Source organism: Acinetobacter sp. FDAARGOS_494, from assembly GCF_003812225.1.
Lineage (GTDB): Bacteria > Pseudomonadota > Gammaproteobacteria > Pseudomonadales > Moraxellaceae > Acinetobacter > Acinetobacter baumannii.
Genome location: NZ_CP033866.1, coordinates 1036393 through 1059619, shown reverse-complemented (window position 1 = coordinate 1059619; position 23227 = coordinate 1036393). Strand labels below are relative to the sequence as shown.

The window sequence follows — 23227 nt, the reverse complement described above, 5'->3', positions numbered from 1 at the left end:
GGTGTTTGAAAATATTTAAATCTGATTATTTACATCTACATTTTTTGTTTCGCGTATTAATAAAAACGCAATTAATGATAAAAGTGATGCTGCTGTAAGATAATAACCAACTGCATATAAACCATATGTTTCAGCAAGTTTAGTTGCAATAAGCGGTGCAAAAGAAGCACCAAAAATACCAGCCAAGTTAAACGTTAAAGCTGAACCCGTATAACGTACTGAGGTTGGGAAAATTTCTGAAAGGACAGTACCAATTGGACCATAGGTCAAGCCCATAATTGATAAGCCAGTACACAAGAACAAAAACACAATGAGTGTGTTTCCAGACTCTAACATACTAGAGAAAAACAGTCCGAAAATTGCAGCAGCAATACATACACCAATAGAAGTAGCTTTACGGCCAAATTTTTCTGCAAAAATGGCAGAAAGAGGGATAAAGGCTGCAAAGCAAAGGGTTGCAAACAATTGAAGTTCTAAGAACTCACCACGCGCATAGCCTAGTTTGGTTGTTCCCCAGTTAAGTGCGAATACTGTAGTTAAATAAAACACAACGAAGGTACAGATTGCTGCAATTGTACCGAGAATAAGTTTGCCCGTGTGTTTTGTCACCACTTCTTTAAATGGAATATTAACTTCTTTTTGCTTATCTAAAACCTTCTGGAAAGCAGGGGTCTCATGAAGTTTTAAACGGATGTATAAGCCAACAATAACCAAGACAGCACTTGCAATAAAAGGAATACGCCAGCCCCATTGCATGAATGCTTGCTCAGGAATAGCAGCACTTAGAAGTAAAAATGAACCAGTTGCTAAAATAAAACCGATAGGTGCGCCAAGTTGAGGGAACATGCCATACCATGCACGTTTGCCTTCAGGTGCATTTTCTGTAGCAAGTAAAACAGCACCACTCCATTCACCACCTAAGCCTAAGCCTTGTCCTAAACGACATAAGGCGAGCAATAACGGTGCGACAATTCCAATCTGAGCATAGGTTGGTAATAAGCCAATACATACAGTTGAGATACCCATAGTGAGTAATGCTGCCACCAATGTTGCTTTACGACCTATACGATCTCCTAAATGCCCAAATAGTGCTGCACCGATAGGACGGGCAATAAAGGCGATTGCAAAAGTTGCAAGTGATTGTAAGACTGCGGCACTACCACTACTGGCAGGGAAAAATAGATGTGGAAAAATGATAACGGCAGCAGTTGCATAGATATAAAAGTCGAAGAACTCAATGGTTGTACCGACTAAACTTGCAAACAAAACCCGTGTTTTCGAATTGGTGGCTACTACAGGAGCAGCAGTCGCAGAGGTTGACTCCATATAAGTCCTTATATCAGTTAAAATTTATTTTTAATTTACTATTCTCTTTAAAGGCATATTTTTCTTAAAAGAATAGCGTGAAAGAACATCATCCATGACTCTTTCAGGATCACTGAATATGAGTGAAAAATGGACTAAACAACGTACCAATAGATAGCAAGAAAGTGTGCACCTGCACCTAAAAGCACAAAAATATGCCATATCGCATGGGTATATCTTACCTTTTTTAACGCGTAAAACAATGCTCCAACGGTGTAAGCTAAACCTCCAGTAATCAATAACATCAAAGTATCTTTGCTTAAATAAGTTCGCATATCATCCATTACAAAAACGGCAAGCCAACCCATAAGAACATAAGCAAGTAGCGAAATTTTCTGAAAACGGTGAATAAAAACTAACTTGAAAAGTGTACCAATTGCAGCAATGCTCCAGAGCGCAATAAGTAAAATATGAGCTTTTTGTGTAGGTATAGCAATGCTTAAGAACGGGGTATATGTTCCAGCAATTAAATAATAAATAGCCGTGTGATCGAGTTTTTTATACCAGTAACGTAAATTTTGTGTTTGTGCAAAATGATAGAGAGTCGAACTAGTAAACACGAGAATTAAGCTAAAAGCATATACCCATAAACCTATCCACTGGGCAGTGGAAAGATAAGATCCTTTTATAATTAAAAAGACAGAGGCAATTACTGCCATAACCACACCAGCGCCATGGCTGTAGGCATTAAAAAGTTCTTCTTTTGGGTCGTAGGTTTCTAACACCGATTTACTCATAAGTTTATTTTTTGATTAAAAATACAAATGTATAGAAATACAAAACAGTCGTAAAGTTATTTTATTTTTAATCCTATACCCTTTAAACTTTCACTTTATATGAGTCACCATTTTTTAGGTATATCAGTGTCGGTTTTCTCCTTTGAGCAAGAACAGCAATTCTTTCATGAAATCAAACAAATGCTTAATCAGCAGACTTTTGAACGTTTGATTTTGAGCCAATATAAAGGAGAGTTGACACAGCTGGAAAAAATTACTTTCCGTGTTGTGGAGCTACATGGAAAAAAACAACTTTCCGCGCTATATCATCATACCACCCAAGATGTGACTAAAAATTATTCATTCGAAGATGGCTTAGAACAGATGCAGTGCTGATTACGCAATGCAAACAAGCGAATTTATTTGCCACTCATCAAGAAATCCAGCTTAAAAAAAATAAGAAAAAAGCCATGCTTAATATGGGTAAAAAACACAGCGTGACTACTGCTCCAACTGTACAAGCGCATGATCGTGAGAAACAGCGTTATGTACAGCAGGGTAGTGCATTTTTAAAAGAGCTTGGCATTACCGATGAGAAAGCTCAAATCATTCCAAGCATGGCTCGTAAATGGAAGCAGATTAATAAATTTATCGAAATTTTTGCGAGCGCATATGAGCAGATTGATGCTGAGCAAAAAGAGTTAAATATTGTCGATTTTGGTTCAGGAAAAGGGTATTTAACTTTTGCTTTGTATGATTATTTACAAGAACAACAAAAGGTTCCGCTCATTACGGGTGTAGAGCTGCGCCGTAATTTAGTGGAATTTTGCCAGAACGTTGCAGACAAAGTACATTTTAATCATTTAGACTTTTTTGAAGGTGACGTTCGTAGTTATCAGCCGGAAAAGCTGGACGTGATGATTGCTTTACATGCATGTGATATTGCGACTGATTTCGCTATCCATACGGGAATTCGTTTAAATGCTTCAATGATTATGTGTGCGCCGTGCTGTCACAAAGAGTTGCGTCCACAACTACATAGCCCTGAAGTTTTACAACCAATGCTACAGTTTGGTATTCATGCGGGACAACAAGCCGAGATGTTGACCGATACCTTACGTGCTTTACTTTTAAAAGCATATGGCTATGAAACTAAAGTTTTTGAGTTTGTATCGCTTGAACACACCAGCAAAAATAAAATGATTTTGGCGACTAAACGCAAAAACGTGACACAACCTGATGCCAAGATTATGGCTCAAATTCAAGCATTGAAAGAAATGTATGGAATTAAAAAACAGACATTGGAATTGTTATTACAAGATCAGCTGCCGATCGAAAATATTGGCTGCAAATGCTAGGAAGGTGAGTGGATGTATAAAGTTATAGCGGGTAGTTGGACGCAGTTTGAGGAAGATGCAAAATACATCCGTGAACAAGTCTTTATTCAAGAGCAAGGCATTGAGCCCAAAGATGAATGGGATGATTTCGACAGCACTGCTGTGCACTTTATGGTGTATGACAAAGAGCAGCCTATCGCTACAGCACGTTTGTTGCCACAGCATAGCGTAGGGCGTGTTGCTGTTTTAATGCTTTATCGAAAGCAGGGTATAGGTAAAATTCTAATGCAGCATATTATTGAATATGCGCGCCAACATAAATTGCCTTATTTAAAGCTTTCCGCGCAAACCTATGTAACAGCTTTTTATGAAGCTCTAGGTTTTAAAGTGCAGGGTGAGGTTTACCAAGATTGTGGTATTCCACATATTGATATGACTTTAGCGTTAAGTTGAGATTCCTTTTTAGAAATCTCAACTTTGAATTACTTCATCGCATTCCAGTTTTCGATGGCTTGTAAGCCTGTTTCCAAACCAACTTCATAACTGTAACGAAGCTTTTTCGGATTTGTCGTTAAACGCCCTGCCATATTTTTAAGAGGCGGTGGACATACCTCTAAAATTTGCTGTTCAGGGTTACTGCTACGAACAAATTCAACTGAAGCATTATAACGGGCACAGCGGTTACGCAAACTATTTGCAAAACCGTAATGGTGTTTAAAAGCATATTTCGCAAGGAATTGGTCGCCTCGACTACTTGCTTTAAAGTAGTTTTTCGGACGAGTGCGTAAAACTAATAGCTTTTTGACACCACTTTGCTGGGCTGTCCAGCGGACAGGTAGGGCATCTGCAACGCCACCATCAAAATAGGGTTCACCCATAATATCGACCGGATGACGGGTTAAAACCGGAATTGAGCTAGACGCACGAAGTGCATTTAACAGGTTGTCTTTGCCGGCACGGAGATATTCGGCTTGCCCTGTTTTAGCATGGGTGAGTACCATATAAAAATCAGGGTTGCTCGCAAAAAGACGTTGCTGGTCAAGCGGGTGCTCTTGCTCGCCAATTTCCCACATCCATTTTAAATCGAGTAAATCACCACCTTTAAAGAAGCGTTTGTAATCGATAAATTCAGGACGTAGTGAATGATCAATATAGAAGGTTAACGTGCGACCCTGTTGGCCTGCCAGGTAGTTAGCTACATTGGTCGAACCAGAAGATACGCCCACATATAAATCAAAAGGGTTGAACCGTTGTTGTAGAAAAGCATCAAGTACACCACTGGTAAAGGCACCACGCATGCCTCCACCTTCTACAACCAGTGCATTGCGAGAAAAATCTGTCATTTGAAAAATATCTGATTACTGATGTGAATGCTGATGTTCTTGCATGTCCATTTCAGGCATATTGTCATGCTGAGTTTGCTGATCTGTTGATTTCTCAGCTTTTTGCTGCATTTCATGCTGTTGAGCTTTGCGCTGTGCTCCTGGCATATAGTCAGGCTCATTACTCATTGCTAAATAGAAAAAGCCAAGGAAGATCGCACTTAAAACACCGACGATTAGAACAAATTTCCAGCCTAAAATTGCTGATTCGGAAGAATTTTTATCGGACATAAGGATATCTCGAATGTGCTGTAGAAGCACAGAAATGAAGTCTATTTATAGCATATTTAGGTATAAGGCTGAAATCTTAAAGGTCATAAAGAAAAACCCATATAAATAAAATATATTTATATGGGTAAGGTTTATGCAATTTTTAAATATTCAAGAGCTCTAACTTATTGAATATTTTGCTTCTGCTCTGCTTTAGTTTTTAGTAACGTTGGAGGCGTGAAGCGCTCACCATATTTGGCAGCCAACTCTTCGGCACGTTTTTTTGCTTTATCAATACCATATTGATTTAAGAATTGAATCGCTCCTCCCGTCCACGGGGCATAACCAATTCCAAAAATAGAACCGACATTGGCATCAATCACTGACTCTAATACCCCTTCTTCATAACAACGTAAGGTATCTAAGGCTTGTACAAACAAAATACGGTCAATCATATCTTGCTCGGAGATATCATGATCTTTTTGCCAACGTTTTAAGCCTTCCCATAGGTGCTTTTTACCATTTTCAGGATAATCATAAAAACCTGCGCCAGCAGCTTTACCTTTACGGTTTAATTCATGAATCATGGTATGAATCACTTCATCTACCGGTGTTTTCGGTAACTCTTTGCCTACAGCTTGTAGTGCCTTACGTGTTTCACTTGCAACATGCTCCGTTAAAGTTAAAGACACTTCATCTTGAATCGCAAGTGGTCCTACCGGCATGCCAGCTTTCAGTGCTGCCATTTCAATACGCGCTGGATGGACGCCTTCTGCAAGTAAGCGCATACCTTCTTGAATAAAAGTACCAAACACACGACTGGTAAAGAAGCCACGGCTATCATTGACAACGATTGGCGTTTTTCCAATTTGCTGTACAAAGTCGTAGGCTTTAGCAAGTGTCTCTGCGGAGGTATTTTTACCTTTAATAATCTCAACCAACTGCATTTTGTCGACAGGGCTAAAGAAATGCAGGCCAATAAATGCTTTATCATCCTTACTTGCTTGCGCTAAACCTGTAATCGGTAGGGTGGATGTATTTGATGCCATTACACCATTAGGCGCTAAGTATTGTTCGGCTTCTTGAGTGACTTTCGCTTTGAGCTCTTGGTTTTCAAATACGGCTTCAATAATCAGGTCACAACCTTGTAAGTCTTCAGCAGAAGCTGTGGCCGTAATGAGCGATAAAATCTGATCACGTTTTTCTGCCGTCATGCGACCTTGTGAAACACGTTTATCTAAGAGCTTTTGTGAATATGCTTTGCCTTTTTCAGCATTTTCAACAGATACATCTTTAAGGATAACAGGAATGCCTTTAATTGCAGTGGCGTAGGCAATACCGGCACCCATCATGCCCGCACCCAACACGCCCACTTTAGTGGCTTGCCATTTTGCAATATCGGCAGGACGGCTAGCACCCGACTTAATTGCATTTAGACCATGCCAGAAAGTGCCAATCATATTTTTAGAAATTTGGCCTGTTGCTAGTTGAGTAAAGTAGCGAGACTCGATGCGCAAGGCGGTATCGACATCAACTTGAGCACCTTCAACTGCGGCAGCCATAATCGCTTCAGGAGCAGGATAGCAGCCCTTGGTTTTGTCTTTTAGCATGGCTGGTGCAATAGCGAGAACTTGTGCAACTGCCGGAGTTTTTGGATCGCCACCCGGAATTTTATAACCCTTCACATCAAAAGGCTGTTGAGATTTTGGATTGGCTTTGATCCAAGCAATCGCTTTATCTAAAAGTTCTTGTTCATTTTCAGCTGTGTCATGAATTAAGCCTAAAGATTTTGCTTTATCGACACCGAACTGTTTGCCTTCCATTAAAAATGGGAACGCATTTTGAAGACCAAGCAGACGAACCATACGTACAATACCACCGCCGCCCGGTAGTAAACCTAAGGTAACTTCTGGTAGGCCAAATTTACTTTTCGGGTCATTGATTGCAATACGGTGATGGCAACTTAATGCGATTTCCCATCCTCCGCCCAGTGCCGTGCCATTTAATGCTGCAACAACTGGAACTCCTAGTGTTTCAATCGTTCTTAGATGACCTTTTAACTTCTCAACCATATTGAAAAAGTCAGTTGCATGCTCAGGTTGAACTTGAATCAGTTCATCTAAATCACCACCAGCAAAGAAAGTTTTTTTTGCTGAGCGAAAAATAACACCTGAAAGTTCTGATTCTGCTTTAAGTTTCTGGGTGACCTCATCAAGCGAGTCACGAAATTCTGCATTCATGGTATTTGCAGACTGACCAGTTGAATCAAGTGTCAAGATGACAATATTGTCGGCATTTTTTTCGTATTGAATTGCACTCATCTTTATATATCCCTAAATTTTTATACACGTTCAATAATGGTGGCAATACCCATACCACCGCCGACACAGAGCGTTGCTAAACCGCGTTTTTTATTTTGACGTTCAAGCTCATCAAGTAATGTACCCAAAATCATGGCACCAGTTGCCCCTAAGGGATGACCTAAAGCAATCGCACCGCCATTTACGTTGACTTTTTCAGCAGGCACATTGAGTTCATTTATAAAACGCATTACGACAGCTGCAAATGCTTCGTTGACTTCAAATAGGTCAATATCATCAATTGTTAAACCAGCTTTTTCCAAGGCTTTGCGTGCAGCAGGCGCAGGGCCAGTCAGCATAATGGTTGGATCAGTACCGACTAGGGCAGTTGCCAAAACTTTAGCGCGTGGTTTTAAGTTTTGTTCTTTCACTGCTTTTTCTGAAGCCAGTAAAACAAGAGCTGCTCCATCGACAATACCTGATGAGTTACCAGCATGATGAACATGATTTACTTTTTGTGCTTCTGGATATTTTTGCAGGGCAACAGCATCAAAGCCCATTTGTCCCATCATTTCAAAACTTGGGTTGAGCTTTGCTAACCCTTCAAGTGTGGTATTGCCTTTAATAAATTCATCTTTTTCTAAAATCACAATACCTGCGTGATCTTTGACTGGCACAACTGATTGATCGAAATAACCATTTGCTTGAGCTGCCGCTGCTTTTTGTTGTGACTTTACGGCAAAATTATCAACATCTTCTCGGCTATAGCCATCTAAGGTTGCAATGAGGTCAGCGCCGACACCTTGTGGAACAAAAGATGATTTAAGGTTGGTTTCCGGATCTAACGCCCACGGTCCGCCATCAGAACCCATTGGGATACGTGACATTGATTCAACGCCACCAGCAACCACTAAATCTTCCCAACCAGAACGAACTTTCATGGCTGCCATGTTGACCGCTTCTAAACCTGAAGCACAAAAGCGGTTAATTTGCACACCTGCAACATCATCATTCCAGCCCGCTGCAATCGCTGCTGTTTTGGCAATATCACCGCCCTGATCACCAATTGGTGTCACGCAGCCCAGAACAATATCATCTACTTTAGTTGTATCGAGTTGATGGCGTTGCTGTAATTCGTTTAATAGAGTGGTGAGTAATGTGATTGGTTTTACTTCGTAAAGAGAGCCGTCTTTTTTTCCTTTTCCGCGTGGTGTGCGAATGGCGTCAATAATATAAGCCTCGCTCATAACAGTTCCTTTTTTTATTACTTAAACTTTGTCGTGTTTTTGAGTGTACTGTTTTTAAGAGGGAGTGCAATGACGATAAGCGCACCAGTCAGGTGATGATTTTTGCCAATGGCGATACAAAAAAGCCCAAGTTGAACTTGGGCTAAATGTGAAACTAAAGAGATTTAAGAATTAATGGTAACCATGGAGCTGGCGATATAGACCGGGAGTAACACCAGTCCACTTTTTAAATGCACGGTGGAATGTACTGGTTTCACTAAAACCAACTTGCTGAGCAACATCTTCAAGTGTTAACTCAGGATTGAGTAATAAATGAATCGCAGCATCTCGGCGTAAAGCGTCTTTCACGCCCTGATAGCTTTTACCTTCGGCAGCTAGGCGGCGGCGTAAAGTTTGTGGAGATAAATACAACATTGATGCAACGTCATTGAGCGTTGGCATTTCTTCACCAATTTGGCTTTTGAGTACTTCACGAATACGTGAAGTCAACGAATTGGTATTTTTGAATTTTACTAAAAGCTGAGCAGGGGCTGCTTTTAAGAATTCTTCTAATGTTTTTTCATCTTGGCGAATTGGTAAGTCAAGATAATCAGCCGCAAAGGTTATTTCGGTACGCGGTGCGTCGAATTGCATAACAGGCGCAAAGAATAACGCGTCATATTCATCTGCATGTGCAGGACGTGGATAGCTAAAATGAACACGTTCTAATGGTAAGCGACGTTCAATCAGCCATGATGCCAATCCATGCCAGATCATGAGCATACTTTCAGTAATGAAATGATCGGGATCTAATGTTTTTGGAATGAGAGGTACTAAACGTGCTTCATGTTTGTCACGCTCCAGCGTTACTGACCATTCATCACCAAATAATTTGTAAAATTGAGATGAAAGTTCAAGGGCTTGGCCCAAGGTTTTTGCATGAATAATCAACTGACACATAATGGCAAAAGTGCCCAAACGACGCGGTTGTACATCGAAACCAACGTGTTCGTCTTGTGTGACCATCCATAACATTTTTATAAAACGGGTATATTGTTCTGGTGAGATTCGAGCTTTAGGTTGACGTAATAGTTCCGCTTCGATACCCACATGTGAAAGTAACGTCTCGACATCCATGCCAAGGCGCTTTACGCCTGTCAAAGCCGCATTCACGAAGTGGATGCTAATCGTATCGCGACTCATATTGAATCCTTCAGTCTCTTTGATGTTCACTTTAAATTGACCTAAATGACCGTCTAAAAAAATAAATTGGCGATTTACAACAGTGTAAAAGCACTTTTTACATGTTAAATTGCCGAAATGATCAAGGTAAATGGCTGAACATGACATTGTTTTAGAATATTTGCTTAACTAATATAAAAGAAAATTCGAATAATAGTGGTTAAAAAAACGATGACGACTGCATTAAATGGACTTAAAGTTCTCGATTTCTCGACGCTCTTACCTGGACCTTTCGCCACAATGTATTTAGCCGATATGGGGGCAGAAGTCATCCATATTGAATCTCCATCACGTCCAGACCTCATTCGGATTATGCCGCCCTATGCAAATGGACAGGCGACTGCACATAGTTATCTAAATCGAAATAAGCAGTCGATTGTTCTCGACTTAAAAGATGCTGCAAGTATTGATCTGATTAAAGCCAAGATTTCTGAGTTTGATATTGTGATTGAGCAGTTTCGGCCAGATGTCATGCGCCGTTTAGGGCTGGACTATGCCACCCTTGCAGAAATTAACCCGCGTTTAATTTATTGTTCAATTACAGGTTATGGCCAAACTGGAAGTTATAAAGATCGGGCTGGGCACGACATTAATTATTTAGCTTTAGCTGGTATTGCTGGGTATAGCGGCCGACAAGATAGCGGTCCGCCACCGCTTGGTATTCAGGTTGCCGATATTGCTGGTGGTTCATTACATGCAGTCATTGCGATCTTGGCTGCTGTAGTTGAACGCAGCCGTAGCGGTATAGGTCAATATATTGATATTTCCATGACGGACTGTGTTGCAAGTCTAAATAGTATGGCAGCTTCAGCCACGCTTGCCGCACAAGTTGAACAGGCTCCCGAGCAGGGGATGCTCAATGGGGGGATTTTCTATGACTATTATATGACGCAAGATGGCCGTTATCTTTCTATCGGTAGCCTTGAACCACAATTTATGGCAGGTTTGTCTGCAGCACTAGATTTACCTGTGTTATTACAAAAAGGTGCGTCATTAGATGAGCAAGATCGACAGGAAGTTAAGCAAGCCATTCAAGAAAAAATTAAAGCCAAAACATTCAAAGAATGGCATGAAATTTTTGCAAATCTCGATGTTTGTGTAGAACCGGTTTTGAGTTTAAGTGAGGCTTTAAATTCACCGTTAGCACAACAACGTGGATGGATTGTGAATGTTCCTTTGCAAAATAATACGCCAGATACAGAACCGCAAATTGCATGCCCAATTAAGTTTTCACGTTCGCAAATGAGATATTCCTTTGTAGGTCAAAAACTTGGCGAAGGGCAGTGGTGAGGTTAAGGGGCTATTTCTTATACAGTATGTATTGAAATTATTATCTGAATAATCAATTGATTAACATTTTGAATAATTTCTTTACATAAAATTAGCGTAACCTTTATAAACAAAGACATAAAAGGTTCGTAAACATGAAAACGCATAAATCTTTGATGGTTTCCTGTTTATCCGTTTTATCAATTACTCTTTTTGTTCAGCATGCACAAGCTGCTGCTGCATTTGACCCAAATGGTTCTTGGATGTTGGGTGATTGGAACGGGCAACGTACAGCGTTGCAAGCACAAGGTTATGATTTTTCTTTTGGATATACCGGTGAATATGCCGGTATTTTAGATTCCAAACAAACATCTACACACGGTAGTGCTTATACAGGGCAACTTGCTTTAGGTTCTCATTTGGACCTAGGTAAAATTTTAGGGTGGCAAGATACAGAAGCTCAAATCACATTAACTTATCGTGATGGGCAATCGCTTTCTGAACATTCTCCAGCATTGGCTGGGCACCAAAGTTCTGTTCAAGAAGTGTGGGGCCGTGAACAAACTTGGCGTTTAACAGATTTATGGATCAAGAAAAAATTCCTTGATCAGAAGTTAGATGTTAAAGTGGGCCGTTTTGGCGAGGGTGAAGACTTTAATAGTTTTGACTGTGATTTCCAGAACTTGGCACTTTGTGGTTCACAAGTGGGTAACTGGGTAGGCGATCAGTGGTATAACTGGCCAGTTAGCCAATGGGCAATGCGTGTCAAATATAACTTGCAACCTGATTTATATACACAAGTGGGTGTATATGAATATAACCCTGAAAACTTGGAACGTGGCAAAGGCTTCAACCTAAGTACAGATGGTTCTCACGGTGCAATTATTCCAGCAGAAGTAGTTTGGTCACCTAAATTAGGTGTGCAAAGCATGCCTGGTGAATACCGTTTAGGTTATTACTATAGTACTGCCGATGCCAAAGAAATTGCAGATTCAACTAAAACATCTCATAAGCAGGGTGTTTGGGTAACTGCAAAACAGAAATTATTCCAGCCAGCTGATCAAACTGACCGTGGTTTAACAGGGTTTGTGAACCTGACTTTCCACGACTCAGATACCAACAAAGTTGATAACATGCAAAATATAGGCTTAGTCTATAAAGGTTTGCTCAATCAACGTCCTCAAGATGAGTTGGCACTTGGTGTTGCTCGTATCCATATCAATGATGATTGGAACGATGTTCAAGCCAAAGAATACGACACCGAATATAATACCGAGCTTTACTATGGTATTCATGCCACTAACTGGCTAACTATTCGTCCAAATGTGCAATATGTTCGTCATGTTGGTGCATTAAAAAATGGTGATAACACTTGGGTAGGCGGTATTAAGTTCTCAACTGCATTCTAAGTAATTATTCCGAAAACGGATTGTCGAGGGCTAAATCATTGATTGAAGTATCCTGACCTTCCGTTTTTTTCTTTATGCCTGAATTTTGTTTTAGACGTATTGGTGATGTCATTTTTCTATAAGTTTTTTGGCACATCTTTCCGATAAAAATGATGATTGATAAGAGGTGGTTTATGAATCAACCTTCTTCAAGATCAGGTTTAACGACTTTTACCGTAATTATTATTGGGTTATTGGCGTTATTCCTGCTAATTGGAGGTATTTGGCTCGCTACACTAGGCGGTTCAATTTACTATATTGTAGCTGGAGTCTTACTTCTCATTGTTGCATGGCAACTCTACAAGCGCGCTTCTGCTGCTTTGTGGGTTTATGCCGCATTAATGCTAGGTACTATTATCTGGAGTGTCTGGGAAGTTGGAACAGACTTTTGGGCGCTTGCACCACGTTTAGATATTTTAGGTATTCTTGGTTTATGGTTATTGGTTCCGGCTGTAACTCGTGGAATCAACAACCTTGGATCAAGTAAAGTTGCCTTATCTTCAACTTTAGCAATTGCAATCGTGTTGATGGTTTATTCTATCTTCAATGATCCGCAAGAAATTAATGGTGAAATCAAGACACCTCAACCAGAAACTGCTCAAGCCGTTCCGGGTGTTGCAGAGAGCGACTGGCCTGCTTATGGTCGTACTCAAGCTGGTGAACGTTATTCTCCATTGAAACAGATTAATGACCAGAACGTAAAAGATCTGAAAGTTGCCTGGACATTCCGTACTGGTGATTTCAAAACAGATAATGACTCTGGCGAAACAACCAATCAGGTTACACCAATTAAAATTGGTAATAACATGTTTATCTGTACGGCTCACCAGCAGTTAATTGCGATTGACCCAGCTACAGGTAAAGAAAAATGGCGTTTTGATCCGAAGCTTAAAACGGATAAATCGTTCCAGCATTTAACTTGTCGTGGTGTAATGTATTACGATGCAAACAACACAACTGAATTTGCGACAAGCTTACAAACTAAAAAGTCGACTTCAACTCAATGTCCACGTAAAGTCTTTGTTCCAGTCAATGACGGACGTTTAGTTGCTGTAAATGCTGACACAGGTAAAGCATGTACTGACTTTGGTCAAAATGGTGAAGTGAATTTACAAGAATTCATGCCATATGCTTATCCAGGTGGTTATAACCCAACATCTCCAGGTGTTGTTACTGGTTCAACAGTGGTTATTGCCGGTTCGGTTACCGACAACTATTCAAATAAAGAGCCATCAGGTGTTATCCGTGGATATGACGTAAACACTGGTAAGCTTCTTTGGGTATTTGATACTGGTGCAGCAGATCCAAATGCAATGCCAGGTGAAGGTACAACCTTTGTTCATAACTCACCAAATGCTTGGGCACCTTTAGCATACGATGCCAAACTTGATATCGTTTATGTTCCAACAGGTGTAGGTACTCCAGATATCTGGGGTGGTGACCGTACCGAGTTGAAAGAACGTTATGCGAACTCTATGTTAGCGATTAACGCTTCAACAGGTAAATTGATTTGGAACTTCCAGACAACCCATCACGATTTATGGGATATGGACGTACCGTCACAACCATCTTTGGCAGATATTAAAGACAAATCTGGTAAAACTGTTCCAGCAATTTATGTCTTGACCAAAACAGGTAATGCCTTTGTTCTTGATCGTCGTAATGGTCAGCCAATTGTTCCTGTAACTGAGAAACCAGTTCCACAAACAGTTAAACGCGGACCACAGACTAAAGGTGAGCATTATTCAAAAACTCAGCCATTCTCTGATTTGAATTTGGCACCACAAGATAAATTAACTGATAAAGATATGTGGGGTGCCACTATGCTTGATCAGCTTATGTGTCGTGTGTCATTCAAACGCCTCAATTACGATGGCATTTATACGCCGCCATCTGAAAACGGTACTTTAGTTTTCCCTGGTAACTTAGGTGTGTTTGAATGGGGCGGTATGTCAGTTAACCCTGACCGTCAAGTTGCTGTAATGAACCCGATTGGTCTGCCATTCGTGAGTCGTTTAATTCCTGCTGATCCAAACCGTGCGCAAACTGCAAAAGGTGCGGGAACTGAGCAGGGTGTACAGCCAATGTATGGCGTGCCTTATGGTGTTGAAATCAGTGCATTCTTATCTCCACTTGGTTTACCTTGTAAACAACCTGCTTGGGGATATGTTGCTGGCGTAGATTTGAAAACTCATGAAGTCGTTTGGAAAAAACGTATTGGTACAATTCGTGACAGTTTACCGAACTTGTTCCAGTTACCAGCTGTAAAAATTGGTGTTCCTGGTTTAGGTGGTTCTATTTCTACCGCAGGTAATGTCATGTTTGTTGGTGCAACTCAAGATAACTACATCCGTGCGTTTAACGTAACGAATGGTGAGAAACTTTGGGAAGCGCGTTTACCAGCAGGTGGACAAGCAACACCAATGACTTATGAAATTAATGGTAAACAATATGTTGTAATTATGGCCGGTGGTCATGGTTCATTTGGTACAAAAATGGGCGACTATTTAGTGGCTTATGCATTACCAGATAACAAATAAAAGTTTGCTATCAAAAAAGCCCGGATTTATCTGGGCTTTTTTTATGTCAATTTAGATTAAAGCTTATCAATAAAACCGTTATTAAATATGCAAAAAAAGCATTTTATTGATGAATAAAAGCTCGCTATGCTATCCGCCTTAATAATGAATCTACTAGCCATACGCCATGTATTTATATACCGATTTCGATCAGCAGCTGATTAATCAACGAGTTGCTCAGTTCCGCGATCAGACAGAGCGCTATTTAGCGGGCAAACTTTCTGAAGATGAATACCGCCCATTACGTTTGCAAAATGGTTTATATGTGCAACGTTATGCACCAATGCTACGTATTGCTGTGCCGTATGGCTTAATGAACTCAAAACAATTACGTAAAATTGCTGAAGTATCAACTCAATATGACCGTGGCTATGCACACGTATCTACGCGTCAAAATATTCAGCTAAACTGGCCTGCACTTGAAGATGTGCCAGAAATTTTAGCTGAACTCGCAACTGTACAAATGCATGCCATTCAAACCAGTGGTAACTGTATTCGTAACACGATTACTGACCAGTATGCAGGTGTAGTTGCTGGTGAAATTGCTGATCCACGCCCAACATGTGAATTGATTCGTCAGTGGAGTACATTCCACCCAGAATTTGCATTCTTACCACGTAAATTTAAAATTGCCGTTTCTGCACTTGAAGAAAAAGACCGTGCAGCAACAGCATTCCACGATATTGGTGTGTATATCGTGCGTAATGAAGCAGGCGAGATGGGCTACAAAATCATGGTGGGTGGTGGTTTAGGCCGTACTCCGATTATTGGTAGTGTCATTCGTGAGTTTTTACCACGTGAAGATTTAATTGCTTATTTAGAGGCAGTTTTACGTGTTTATAACTTACATGGCCGTCGTGATAATAAATATAAAGCGCGTATCAAAATCTTGGTTAAAGCATTAACGCCTGAAGTATTTGCACAGAAAGTTGAAGCTGAATTTGAACACACACGTGAAACATTAAAAATTCAGCCAGAAATCTTGAAAAAATTAGATGAAGAGTTCACTCCGTTTGATTATCAAGATTTAGAAGATGAAGACTTTACAGCTTTATTTGCTGAGCATCCAAAATTCAAACAATGGTTCAATATCAATACGCATGCGCATAAAGTAAAGGGCTATCGTATTGTTACGATTTCTTTAAAACGTGCAGGTATCGCACCGGGCGATATGACCACTGAAGAAATGAACTTCATTGCAGATCTCGCTGATAAATATACGTTTGGTGAACTTCGTACGACTCACGAACAAAACATTGCTTTGGCAGATGTACCTCAAAAAGATTTGTTCGATGTATGGCAAGCGCTTGAACAACACAACATGGCTCGTGCGCATATCGGCTTTATTACCGATATTATTAGCTGCCCGGGTGGTGATTTCTGTTCACTTGCAAATGCGAAATCAATTCCTATTGCTGAAGCGATTACACGCCGTTTTGAAGATTTAGATAAAGTTTATGATCTTGGTCATTTAGACTTAAATATTTCTGGCTGTATGAATGCTTGTGGCCACCACCACGTGGGGAACATCGGTATTTTAGGTGTAGATAAAAAAGGCGCTGAGTTCTATCAAATTACCTTAGGTGGTAATTCAGACCATGATGCTTCCATTGGTGACATCTTAGGGCCATCATTTGCAGCAGAAGCCGTGCCTGATGTCATTGAAGAAGTATTAAATACGTATCTTGATTTACGTACTGAAGGTGAGCGTTTCGTTGATACATATCGCCGTGTAGGAATTCAACCATTTAAGGAGCGTGCATATGCTTAATACAGCTCTACCTGTGCTTTATAAAGATGGCACGATTGCAGATAATACTTATCAAATCATTGCTGAAGATGGTGTGATTCCTCAAGGTGACGTTGTTTTAACAACAGCACAGCTCGATCAACTGGCGAACACTCAAGGTAAAAAAGCTTTGTATGTGACTGTAAATGATTCACCAGAAGATCATACATTCCCACTTAGTGAACTTGATGCAATCTTCATTGAGTTCGCAGGTTTCGGAGATGGGCGAGGTTATTCATTCGCTGCATTATTACGTCGCCAAGGTTTCCAAGGTGAACTACGTGCAACAGGTGATGTATTTAAGGATGTCTTAAATTATTTAAAACGTTCAGGTTTTGATAGTTTTGTCATCAAAGAAGGTAAAGATGTGCAAGAAGCTGCTGCTGGTTTGCAAGACTTTACTCATCCTTATCAAGCCTCAACAGCTGTGCCAAAAGCAAGTTATCAAACTGGTGCTTAAATAGCTTCTAAGTGAAAAGGCTGAACTCAGGTTCAGCTTTTTTTATAAATAATTTTTTTAATAACTGAATTGAAGAATAAGAATGTTCGCTTTAATTTCAAAAATAAATCCTGGCACTTGGTGGTTAATATTCGCTATTGCAACGGATGTACTTTCAACCTTTTATTCAGCTAAAGGCAATGGATTAGTTAATAAAACTGCTCAGGGAATTGCTCTAGTTTTGTATATTATCTCTTTTGCATGCGCTGCTATTGCTTTGAAATATATGCAAGCTGGAATTTTATATGTGTTGTGGTCTGGGGTGGGGGTATTGGCGACCGCTTTTCTCGCAAAGATTTTTCTTGGGCAAAATATTGATGTCGCAGGATGGATTGGGATTGGTTTTATTACAGTCGGCTTAATGATTATTGCGCAATACTCTAATATCGATGTTTAAAGCCCTTATAGAAACACTGAGATCTCTATAAGGGCTAAAGATTTAAGTATCTAACTGGCAGTTAACCATCCATTTGACACCAAATTGATCAGTAAAAGCACCGTATAAAGCGCCCCAGAACGTTTTTTCTAGTGGCATTTCAATTTTGCCATTTACAGATAATGCATCAAAAAGTTGCTTTGCCTTTTCTTGCTCATCTTTTTCAAGGTTAATTGCAATGTAATGATTATTGCCCTGAGTAAATACACTATTTGGTGTACAGAATTGATCAATGACATCTGATGCCATGAGTACAGTGTATTCGTTAATCGGCAGGGAAACATGAAGCACTAAATTTTTTTGAGCTTCCGATAACGTGACACCGTCATGAGGCGGCATATCGCTATAGCGGCTCAGCATGGCAAATTCACCGCCGAATACTGATTTATAAAAATTAAAAGCTTGCTCTGCCTGGCCTTGAAAATTGAGATAGTGATTGAGTTGCATTGTTATTGTCCATTGTTGTTTTCATTTAGAAGAATAAGTTAAAACGGAAAAGAGATTTTGTGGGTCATTTTTTGTAGTTTTTTCATAAAAAATCCCACCGAAGTGGGATTTTAAAAAAGGTTTTAATTAAAGAATTTCGATGGCAACAGCTGTTGCTTCCCCACCGCCGATGCAAAGAGCAGCGACACCCTTTTTACCACCAGTACGTTTAAGCGCATGAATAAGCGTAAGAATAATACGAGAGCCTGTCGATCCTACAGGATGACCAAGTGCACATGCTCCACCATGAATATTGACTTTTTCTGGATCAAGTTTGAAATCATCAATTGGACACATCGTTACCATAGCAAAAGCTTCATTAATTTCCCAAAGGTCAACGTCCTGAGCATTCCAACCTGCTTTTTTAAGTACTTTTTCAATAGCGCCAACAGGAGCAATTGTAAATTCTGAAGGATGTTGAGAATTTGACGCAGTGGCTATGATTTTTGCAAGTGGTTGTAAGCCGCGCTGTGCTGCAACTTCACTCGATGTTAAAACTAGTGCAGAAGCACCATCAGAAATTGAACTCGCGTTTGCAGCAGTAATGGTACCGTCTTTTGCAAAAGCTGGTTTAAGGGATGGGATTTTATCAATCTTGGCATTTAAGGGTTGTTCATCCTGATCGACAATGACATCACCTTTACGGGTAGAAACAGTAACAGGTACAATTTCATCTTTGAAATAGCCTTCAGTAATCGCAGTTTGAGCACGTTTTAAAGAACGAATTGCAAAGTCATCCATTTGCTCACGAGTATAACCACGTGTATTTGCCATATCTTGAGCAAATGAACCCATTAAACGTCCAGTTTCAGCATCTTCTAAGCCATCAAAGAACATATGGTCTTTAATTTCACCGTGGCCCATACGGTATCCCGCACGTGCTTTGGGTAAGACATAAGGCGCATTGGTCATCGACTCCATACCACCGGCAACTACAATTTCAGCACTTCCTGCTTTAATCATATCAGCCGCTTGCATTACCGCCTTCATACCTGAACCACAAAGCTTATTAATTGTCACAGCTCCTGTTGAATCAGGTAAACCTGCTTTACGCATGGCTTGACGAGCAGGGCCTTGCTTTAAACCCGCTGGTAGTACGCAACCCATAATGACTTCTTCGACATCTGTAGGCTGTAAACCTGCTCGTGCGATTGCTTCTTTAATTGTTACTGCTCCTAATTCAGGAGCAGTTAGTCCTGATAGTGATCCTTGAAAACCACCCATAGCAGTACGAGCACCATTAACAATTACGATGTCAGTCATTGTTGTAATCTCCGATTGTTCTTAATCTCAAAATAAGAAATGTTTAAAACCTAAGCAGTATATTGCAAAATGAAGAACGGGTTAGCTTCTGCATTAGACTGTAGAGTTCTAACAATTTTTAAGTTCTTCTAAGCGCACATGGCCCATTTTGCTAAGAATTAATTTAAAGTTTTTAAGCTGGTCATAAGAACAATAGATAAAACTGCCATTCGACTCGATGGGTAGTCCAGAACTACCTTGAAAAATAATACTATTTTGTTTTTTTCCAAAACGTTGTAATTTCATAGAACCGTAGTGATGGTTAAGATCTATAGAGGTTAATAACTCTTCATTTAAATCATGCTGTAGATTATGGTTATTATCTACAAAGCTGATTACGCGGTTATCCCAATTCGTATTGCAGACCAATTGATCAGAACTTGGACAAAGAACAACATTCTTATGCCTAATAATTGCGTCATATTTGGCTTTTTGTATATGAATTGTGAGTATACGCGGCGTATTTTTTAGTTCTACAGATGCCATAAATTGATGGTATAAAGGAATGGCTATAACTGACATAATCACAAGAATTACGAGTGTTATAGTGAGCTCAACTATAGTAAAACCAGGAGATTTAAACATTAAAAAACCTTAATATATGTATAAATAGAGCAATTTTATGTTTTCTGACAATGATTTATATTATTTTTTATAATGAGGAAACACAAAATTAAATAAGGGTTATCAGTCGGCTAGAATACTGGTAAAATCACGGCAAGCGAAACAAAGAAGTTGTTCATATTTGCTAGTTGGGTAAAAAATTACCGAATTACAACGGAAATTGTAAGTAATTTTGTCAATAATTTACTTGATTAAAATTATCAAGCACTTGGAAAGTCTATCAAGTGTTTGTATGATTCAAATGTGAATAGCTTAAAAATAATACTGGGGTAAAAAAATATCTCAGGGGCCAATAAATTTAGGCTGAGCTTGAACAACAATTGTTATCTCTGGAGGATATCCATGAAATTGAGTCGTATTGCACTTGCTACTATGCTTGTTGCTGCTCCATTAGCTGCTGCTAATGCTGGCGTAACAGTTACTCCATTACTGCTTGGTTACACTTTCCAAGACAGCCAACACAACAATGGCGGTAAAGATGGTAACTTAACTAATTCACCTGAGTTACAAGACGATTTATTCGTTGGTGCAGCTCTTGGTATCGAGTTAACTCCATGGTTAGGTTTCGAAGCTGAATATAACCAAGTTAAAGGCGACGTAGACGGCGCTTCTGCTGGTGCTGAATATAAACAAAAACAAATCAACGGTAACTTCTATGTTACTTCTGATTTAATTACTAAAAACTACGACAGCAAAATCAAGCCGTACGTATTATTAGGTGCTGGTCACTATAAATATGACTTTGATGGCGTAAATCGTGGTACACGTGGTACTTCTGAAGAAGGTACTTTAGGTAACGCTGGTGTTGGTGCTTTCTGGCGCTTAAACGACGCTTTATCTCTTCGTACTGAAGCTCGTGCTACTTATAATGCTGATGAAGAGTTCTGGAACTATACAGCTCTTGCTGGCTTAAACGTAGTTCTTGGTGGTCACTTGAAGCCTGCTGCTCCTGTAGTAGAAGTTGCTCCAGTTGAACCAACTCCAGTTGCTCCACAACCACAAGAGTTAACTGAAGACCTTAACATGGAACTTCGTGTGTTCTTTGATACTAACAAATCAAACATCAAAGACCAATACAAGCCAGAAATCGCTAAAGTTGCTGAAAAATTATCTGAATACCCTAACGCTACTGCACGTATCGAAGGTCACACAGATAACACTGGTCCACGTAAGTTGAACGAACGTTTATCTTTAGCTCGTGCTAACTCTGTTAAATCAGCTCTTGTAAACGAATACAACGTTGACGCTTCTCGTTTGTCTACTCAAGGTTTCGCTTGGGATCAACCGATTGCTGACAACAAAACTAAAGAAGGTCGTGCTATGAACCGTCGTGTATTCGCGACAATCACTGGTAGCCGTACTGTAGTAGTTCAACCTGGTCAAGAAGCGGCAGCTCCTGCAGCAGCTCAATAATTTGAGTTCTTGAACAGTAAAAAAGCGACTCGTTAGAGTCGCTTTTTTTATGGCGATTTTTAAAATATTTGGTCATTTGTAAATCTCCTGATTCATAATCTCTTCCAATCATTACTTAAAATAGTTACCAAACACCTTTCTTCAATTGCTGTTTAGTATCTTGTCTATTTCTACGATGTTGAGCACGAGGTTTTTCTGTTTCGTGCATACCACCTTTGTGAAGTAGAGGGGATAGAGCTACTTGATTACGGACCTTAATTTTCGGCATTTCTTTAATTTTCATGTCTTAACCTTTAATACATAAAACTTGTTTAAGAGTATGAACGACTTCAATGAGATCTGCCTGATTGGCTATAACCTCATCAATATCTTTATAGGCACTTGGAATTTCATCGACTACACCACTGTCTTTACGGCATTCAATCCCTTGTGTTTGTTCAATCAAGTCCTGCTGATTAAAAAGAACTTTTGCTTTGCTTCGGCTCATTTTGCGGCCAGCTCCATGAGAACAGGAACAAAAAGATTCAGGGTTTGCTTTACCTTTAACAATATACGAGCGTGCTCCCATAGAACCTGGAATAATTCCTAACTCATCTAAACCTGCTCGAATTGCCCCTTTTCTTGTAACAAAAAGGTTTTCACCAAAGTGTGTTTCTTGACTCACATAGTTATGGTGACAATTGATTGCTTCTTTCGTCATTTGAAAAGAAGGTAGAAGAGGGCGAATTGCTTCTAATATTAATCGCATCATTTCTTTACGATTTTCAAAAGCATATTCTTGAGCCCACTCTACTGCTTCTACATAATCATTAAAGCTTTGTGAGCCTTCAGCAAAATAACTTAAATCTTTATCAGGCACGTGCCCAAAGCGATGTTGTGCCTCTTTCTTGGCTAACTCAATAAAATAAGTACCTATGACGTTACCAAGACCTCGGCTGCCCGAATGGAGCATCACCCATACATCTTGATTTTCATCAATACATAACTCTATAAAGTGATTACCGCCGCCTAAAGTGCCCAACTGTTTTTGCCATGTTGCCTCAAACTGACGAAGCATTCGGACAAGACCCGGATGCTTTTTAATAATAGGTTCTAAGCGTTTTTCAAGTGGAATAATGCTAGAAGCTTTCGCTTTGACTTGTTTATGCAAAGCAAATCCAACCGGCACTTTCCGTTCAATGGCGTCCCGCAAGCGACTTAAGTTATTTGGAAGTTGTGAAGCTTTCAGGCTCAAACGAATAGCATTCATTCCGCAGCCAATATCTACACCTACTGCAGCTGGAATAATGGCATGTTTAGTAGGAATGACGCTGCCTACAGTTGCACCTTTTCCAACATGCACATCAGGCATAACAGCAATATGAGAATATATAAATTGCAGTTGTGCCATTTTCTTGAGTTGTTCAATACTTTCACTATCTATGTCTTGAGTGAAAATTTTAACGGGGACACCATATTGTGCCTCTTCGTTTAATATCTTTTGTATGCCCATAATTATTCTCTTATTTATTGTCCGAATAGGCATAAAAAAACCTAGCGAATGCTAGGTCTTAAATTCGAGCATTCGGACAAGTGAATTAAATTTGTACACTTGTCCGTGAGCT

The 23227-nt window shown here is 39.8% G+C and carries 20 protein-coding genes and 1 pseudogene; 9 read left to right on the top strand and 12 right to left on the bottom strand.

Going from position 1 to position 23227, the window contains the following annotated elements:
- Positions 1-15: 15 nt before the first annotated feature.
- Positions 16-1326 (bottom strand): MFS transporter, encoded by a 1311-nt coding sequence (locus EG365_RS05085; protein WP_000446412.1) that lies wholly within the window; start codon positions 1324-1326, stop codon positions 16-18.
- Between the two features lie 134 nt (positions 1327-1460).
- Positions 1461-2102, bottom strand: a complete 642-nt coding sequence (gene trhA / locus EG365_RS05080) for a PAQR family membrane homeostasis protein TrhA (RefSeq protein ID WP_001984806.1) — start codon at positions 2100-2102, stop codon at positions 1461-1463.
- A 126-nt stretch (positions 2103-2228) separates the two neighbouring features.
- On the opposite strand from trhA, the pseudogene EG365_RS05075 reads away from it, so the two are divergent.
- Positions 2229-3439: pseudogene (locus EG365_RS05075) on the top strand (class I SAM-dependent methyltransferase).
- Positions 3440-3451: 12 nt separating this feature from the next.
- Positions 3452-3871, top strand: coding sequence for a GNAT family N-acetyltransferase (locus tag EG365_RS05070; RefSeq protein ID WP_000278752.1), 420 nt, complete (start codon positions 3452-3454; stop codon positions 3869-3871).
- 29 nt (positions 3872-3900) lie between these two features.
- Here EG365_RS05070 and EG365_RS05065 read toward each other — a convergent pair whose 3' ends face one another.
- From EG365_RS05065 to EG365_RS05045, 5 genes are all read right to left on the bottom strand, one after another.
- Positions 3901-4761 carry a patatin-like phospholipase family protein gene (locus tag EG365_RS05065; RefSeq protein WP_000129262.1) on the bottom strand — a complete coding sequence of 287 codons (861 nt, stop codon included), beginning with the start codon at positions 4759-4761 and terminating at the stop codon, positions 3901-3903.
- Between the two features lie 15 nt (positions 4762-4776).
- Positions 4777-5031, bottom strand: coding sequence for a hypothetical protein (locus EG365_RS05060; RefSeq protein WP_001280986.1), 255 nt, complete (start codon positions 5029-5031; stop codon positions 4777-4779).
- A gap of 164 nt (positions 5032-5195) precedes the next feature.
- Positions 5196-7331 carry a 3-hydroxyacyl-CoA dehydrogenase NAD-binding domain-containing protein gene (locus EG365_RS05055; protein WP_001274319.1) on the bottom strand — a complete coding sequence of 712 codons (2136 nt, stop codon included), beginning with the start codon at positions 7329-7331 and terminating at the stop codon, positions 5196-5198.
- 20 nt (positions 7332-7351) lie between these two features.
- The gene (locus EG365_RS05050) at positions 7352-8557 is read right to left on the bottom strand and encodes an acetyl-CoA C-acetyltransferase (RefSeq protein WP_001287654.1); all 1206 of its coding nucleotides are present in this window, start codon (positions 8555-8557) and stop codon (positions 7352-7354) included.
- 171 nt (positions 8558-8728) lie between these two features.
- Positions 8729-9739 (bottom strand): AraC family transcriptional regulator, encoded by a 1011-nt coding sequence (locus EG365_RS05045; RefSeq protein WP_000085721.1) that lies wholly within the window; start codon positions 9737-9739, stop codon positions 8729-8731.
- 210 nt (positions 9740-9949) lie between these two features.
- Here EG365_RS05045 and EG365_RS05040 point away from each other — a divergent pair, with 210 nt between their 5' ends.
- The 6 genes from EG365_RS05040 (at position 9950) to EG365_RS05015 (ending at position 17759) form a co-directional block, all read left to right on the top strand.
- Entirely contained in the window at positions 9950-11068 is a 1119-nt protein-coding gene (locus EG365_RS05040) for a CaiB/BaiF CoA transferase family protein (protein ID WP_000205325.1), read from the top strand.
- Between the two features lie 155 nt (positions 11069-11223).
- On the top strand, positions 11224-12456 hold the full coding sequence (locus EG365_RS05035; protein ID WP_002001352.1) for a carbohydrate porin: 1233 nt from the start codon (positions 11224-11226) through the stop codon (positions 12454-12456).
- Positions 12457-12629: 173 nt separating this feature from the next.
- Positions 12630-15035: a glucose/quinate/shikimate family membrane-bound PQQ-dependent dehydrogenase gene (locus tag EG365_RS05030; RefSeq protein WP_001075596.1), complete on the top strand. Its 2406-nt coding sequence runs from the start codon at positions 12630-12632 to the stop codon at positions 15033-15035.
- Between the two features lie 166 nt (positions 15036-15201).
- The gene (locus EG365_RS05025; RefSeq protein ID WP_000281760.1) at positions 15202-16845 is read left to right on the top strand and encodes a nitrite/sulfite reductase; all 1644 of its coding nucleotides are present in this window, start codon (positions 15202-15204) and stop codon (positions 16843-16845) included.
- Complete coding sequence (locus EG365_RS05020) at positions 16838-17323, top strand: DUF934 domain-containing protein (RefSeq protein WP_000935249.1); 486 nt, start codon at positions 16838-16840, stop codon at positions 17321-17323. Before EG365_RS05025 ends, EG365_RS05020 begins: the two co-directional genes overlap by 8 nt.
- 82 nt (positions 17324-17405) lie before the next feature.
- Positions 17406-17759: a DMT family transporter gene (locus tag EG365_RS05015; protein WP_000457787.1), complete on the top strand. Its 354-nt coding sequence runs from the start codon at positions 17406-17408 to the stop codon at positions 17757-17759.
- 42 nt (positions 17760-17801) lie between these two features.
- Here EG365_RS05015 and EG365_RS05010 read toward each other — a convergent pair whose 3' ends face one another.
- From EG365_RS05010 to EG365_RS05000, 3 genes are all read right to left on the bottom strand, one after another.
- Positions 17802-18245, bottom strand: coding sequence for a VOC family protein (locus EG365_RS05010; protein ID WP_001176580.1), 444 nt, complete (start codon positions 18243-18245; stop codon positions 17802-17804).
- Between the two features lie 126 nt (positions 18246-18371).
- Positions 18372-19547 carry a thiolase family protein gene (locus tag EG365_RS05005; RefSeq protein ID WP_000129968.1) on the bottom strand — a complete coding sequence of 392 codons (1176 nt, stop codon included), beginning with the start codon at positions 19545-19547 and terminating at the stop codon, positions 18372-18374.
- Between the two features lie 108 nt (positions 19548-19655).
- Complete coding sequence (locus EG365_RS05000; protein ID WP_000477147.1) at positions 19656-20171, bottom strand: GspH/FimT family pseudopilin; 516 nt, start codon at positions 20169-20171, stop codon at positions 19656-19658.
- A gap of 381 nt (positions 20172-20552) precedes the next feature.
- On the opposite strand from EG365_RS05000, the gene omp38 reads away from it, so the two are divergent.
- Positions 20553-21623: an outer membrane protein Omp38 gene (omp38, locus tag EG365_RS04995; RefSeq protein WP_000777882.1), complete on the top strand. Its 1071-nt coding sequence runs from the start codon at positions 20553-20555 to the stop codon at positions 21621-21623.
- 124 nt (positions 21624-21747) lie between these two features.
- Here the strand turns inward: omp38 and EG365_RS19305 are convergent, their stop codons facing one another.
- The gene (locus EG365_RS19305) at positions 21748-21891 is read right to left on the bottom strand and encodes a hypothetical protein (protein WP_162138624.1); all 144 of its coding nucleotides are present in this window, start codon (positions 21889-21891) and stop codon (positions 21748-21750) included.
- 18 nt (positions 21892-21909) lie between these two features.
- Positions 21910-23115 (bottom strand): RtcB family protein, encoded by a 1206-nt coding sequence (locus EG365_RS04990; RefSeq protein WP_000512707.1) that lies wholly within the window; start codon positions 23113-23115, stop codon positions 21910-21912.
- Positions 23116-23227: the final 112 nt, after the last annotated feature.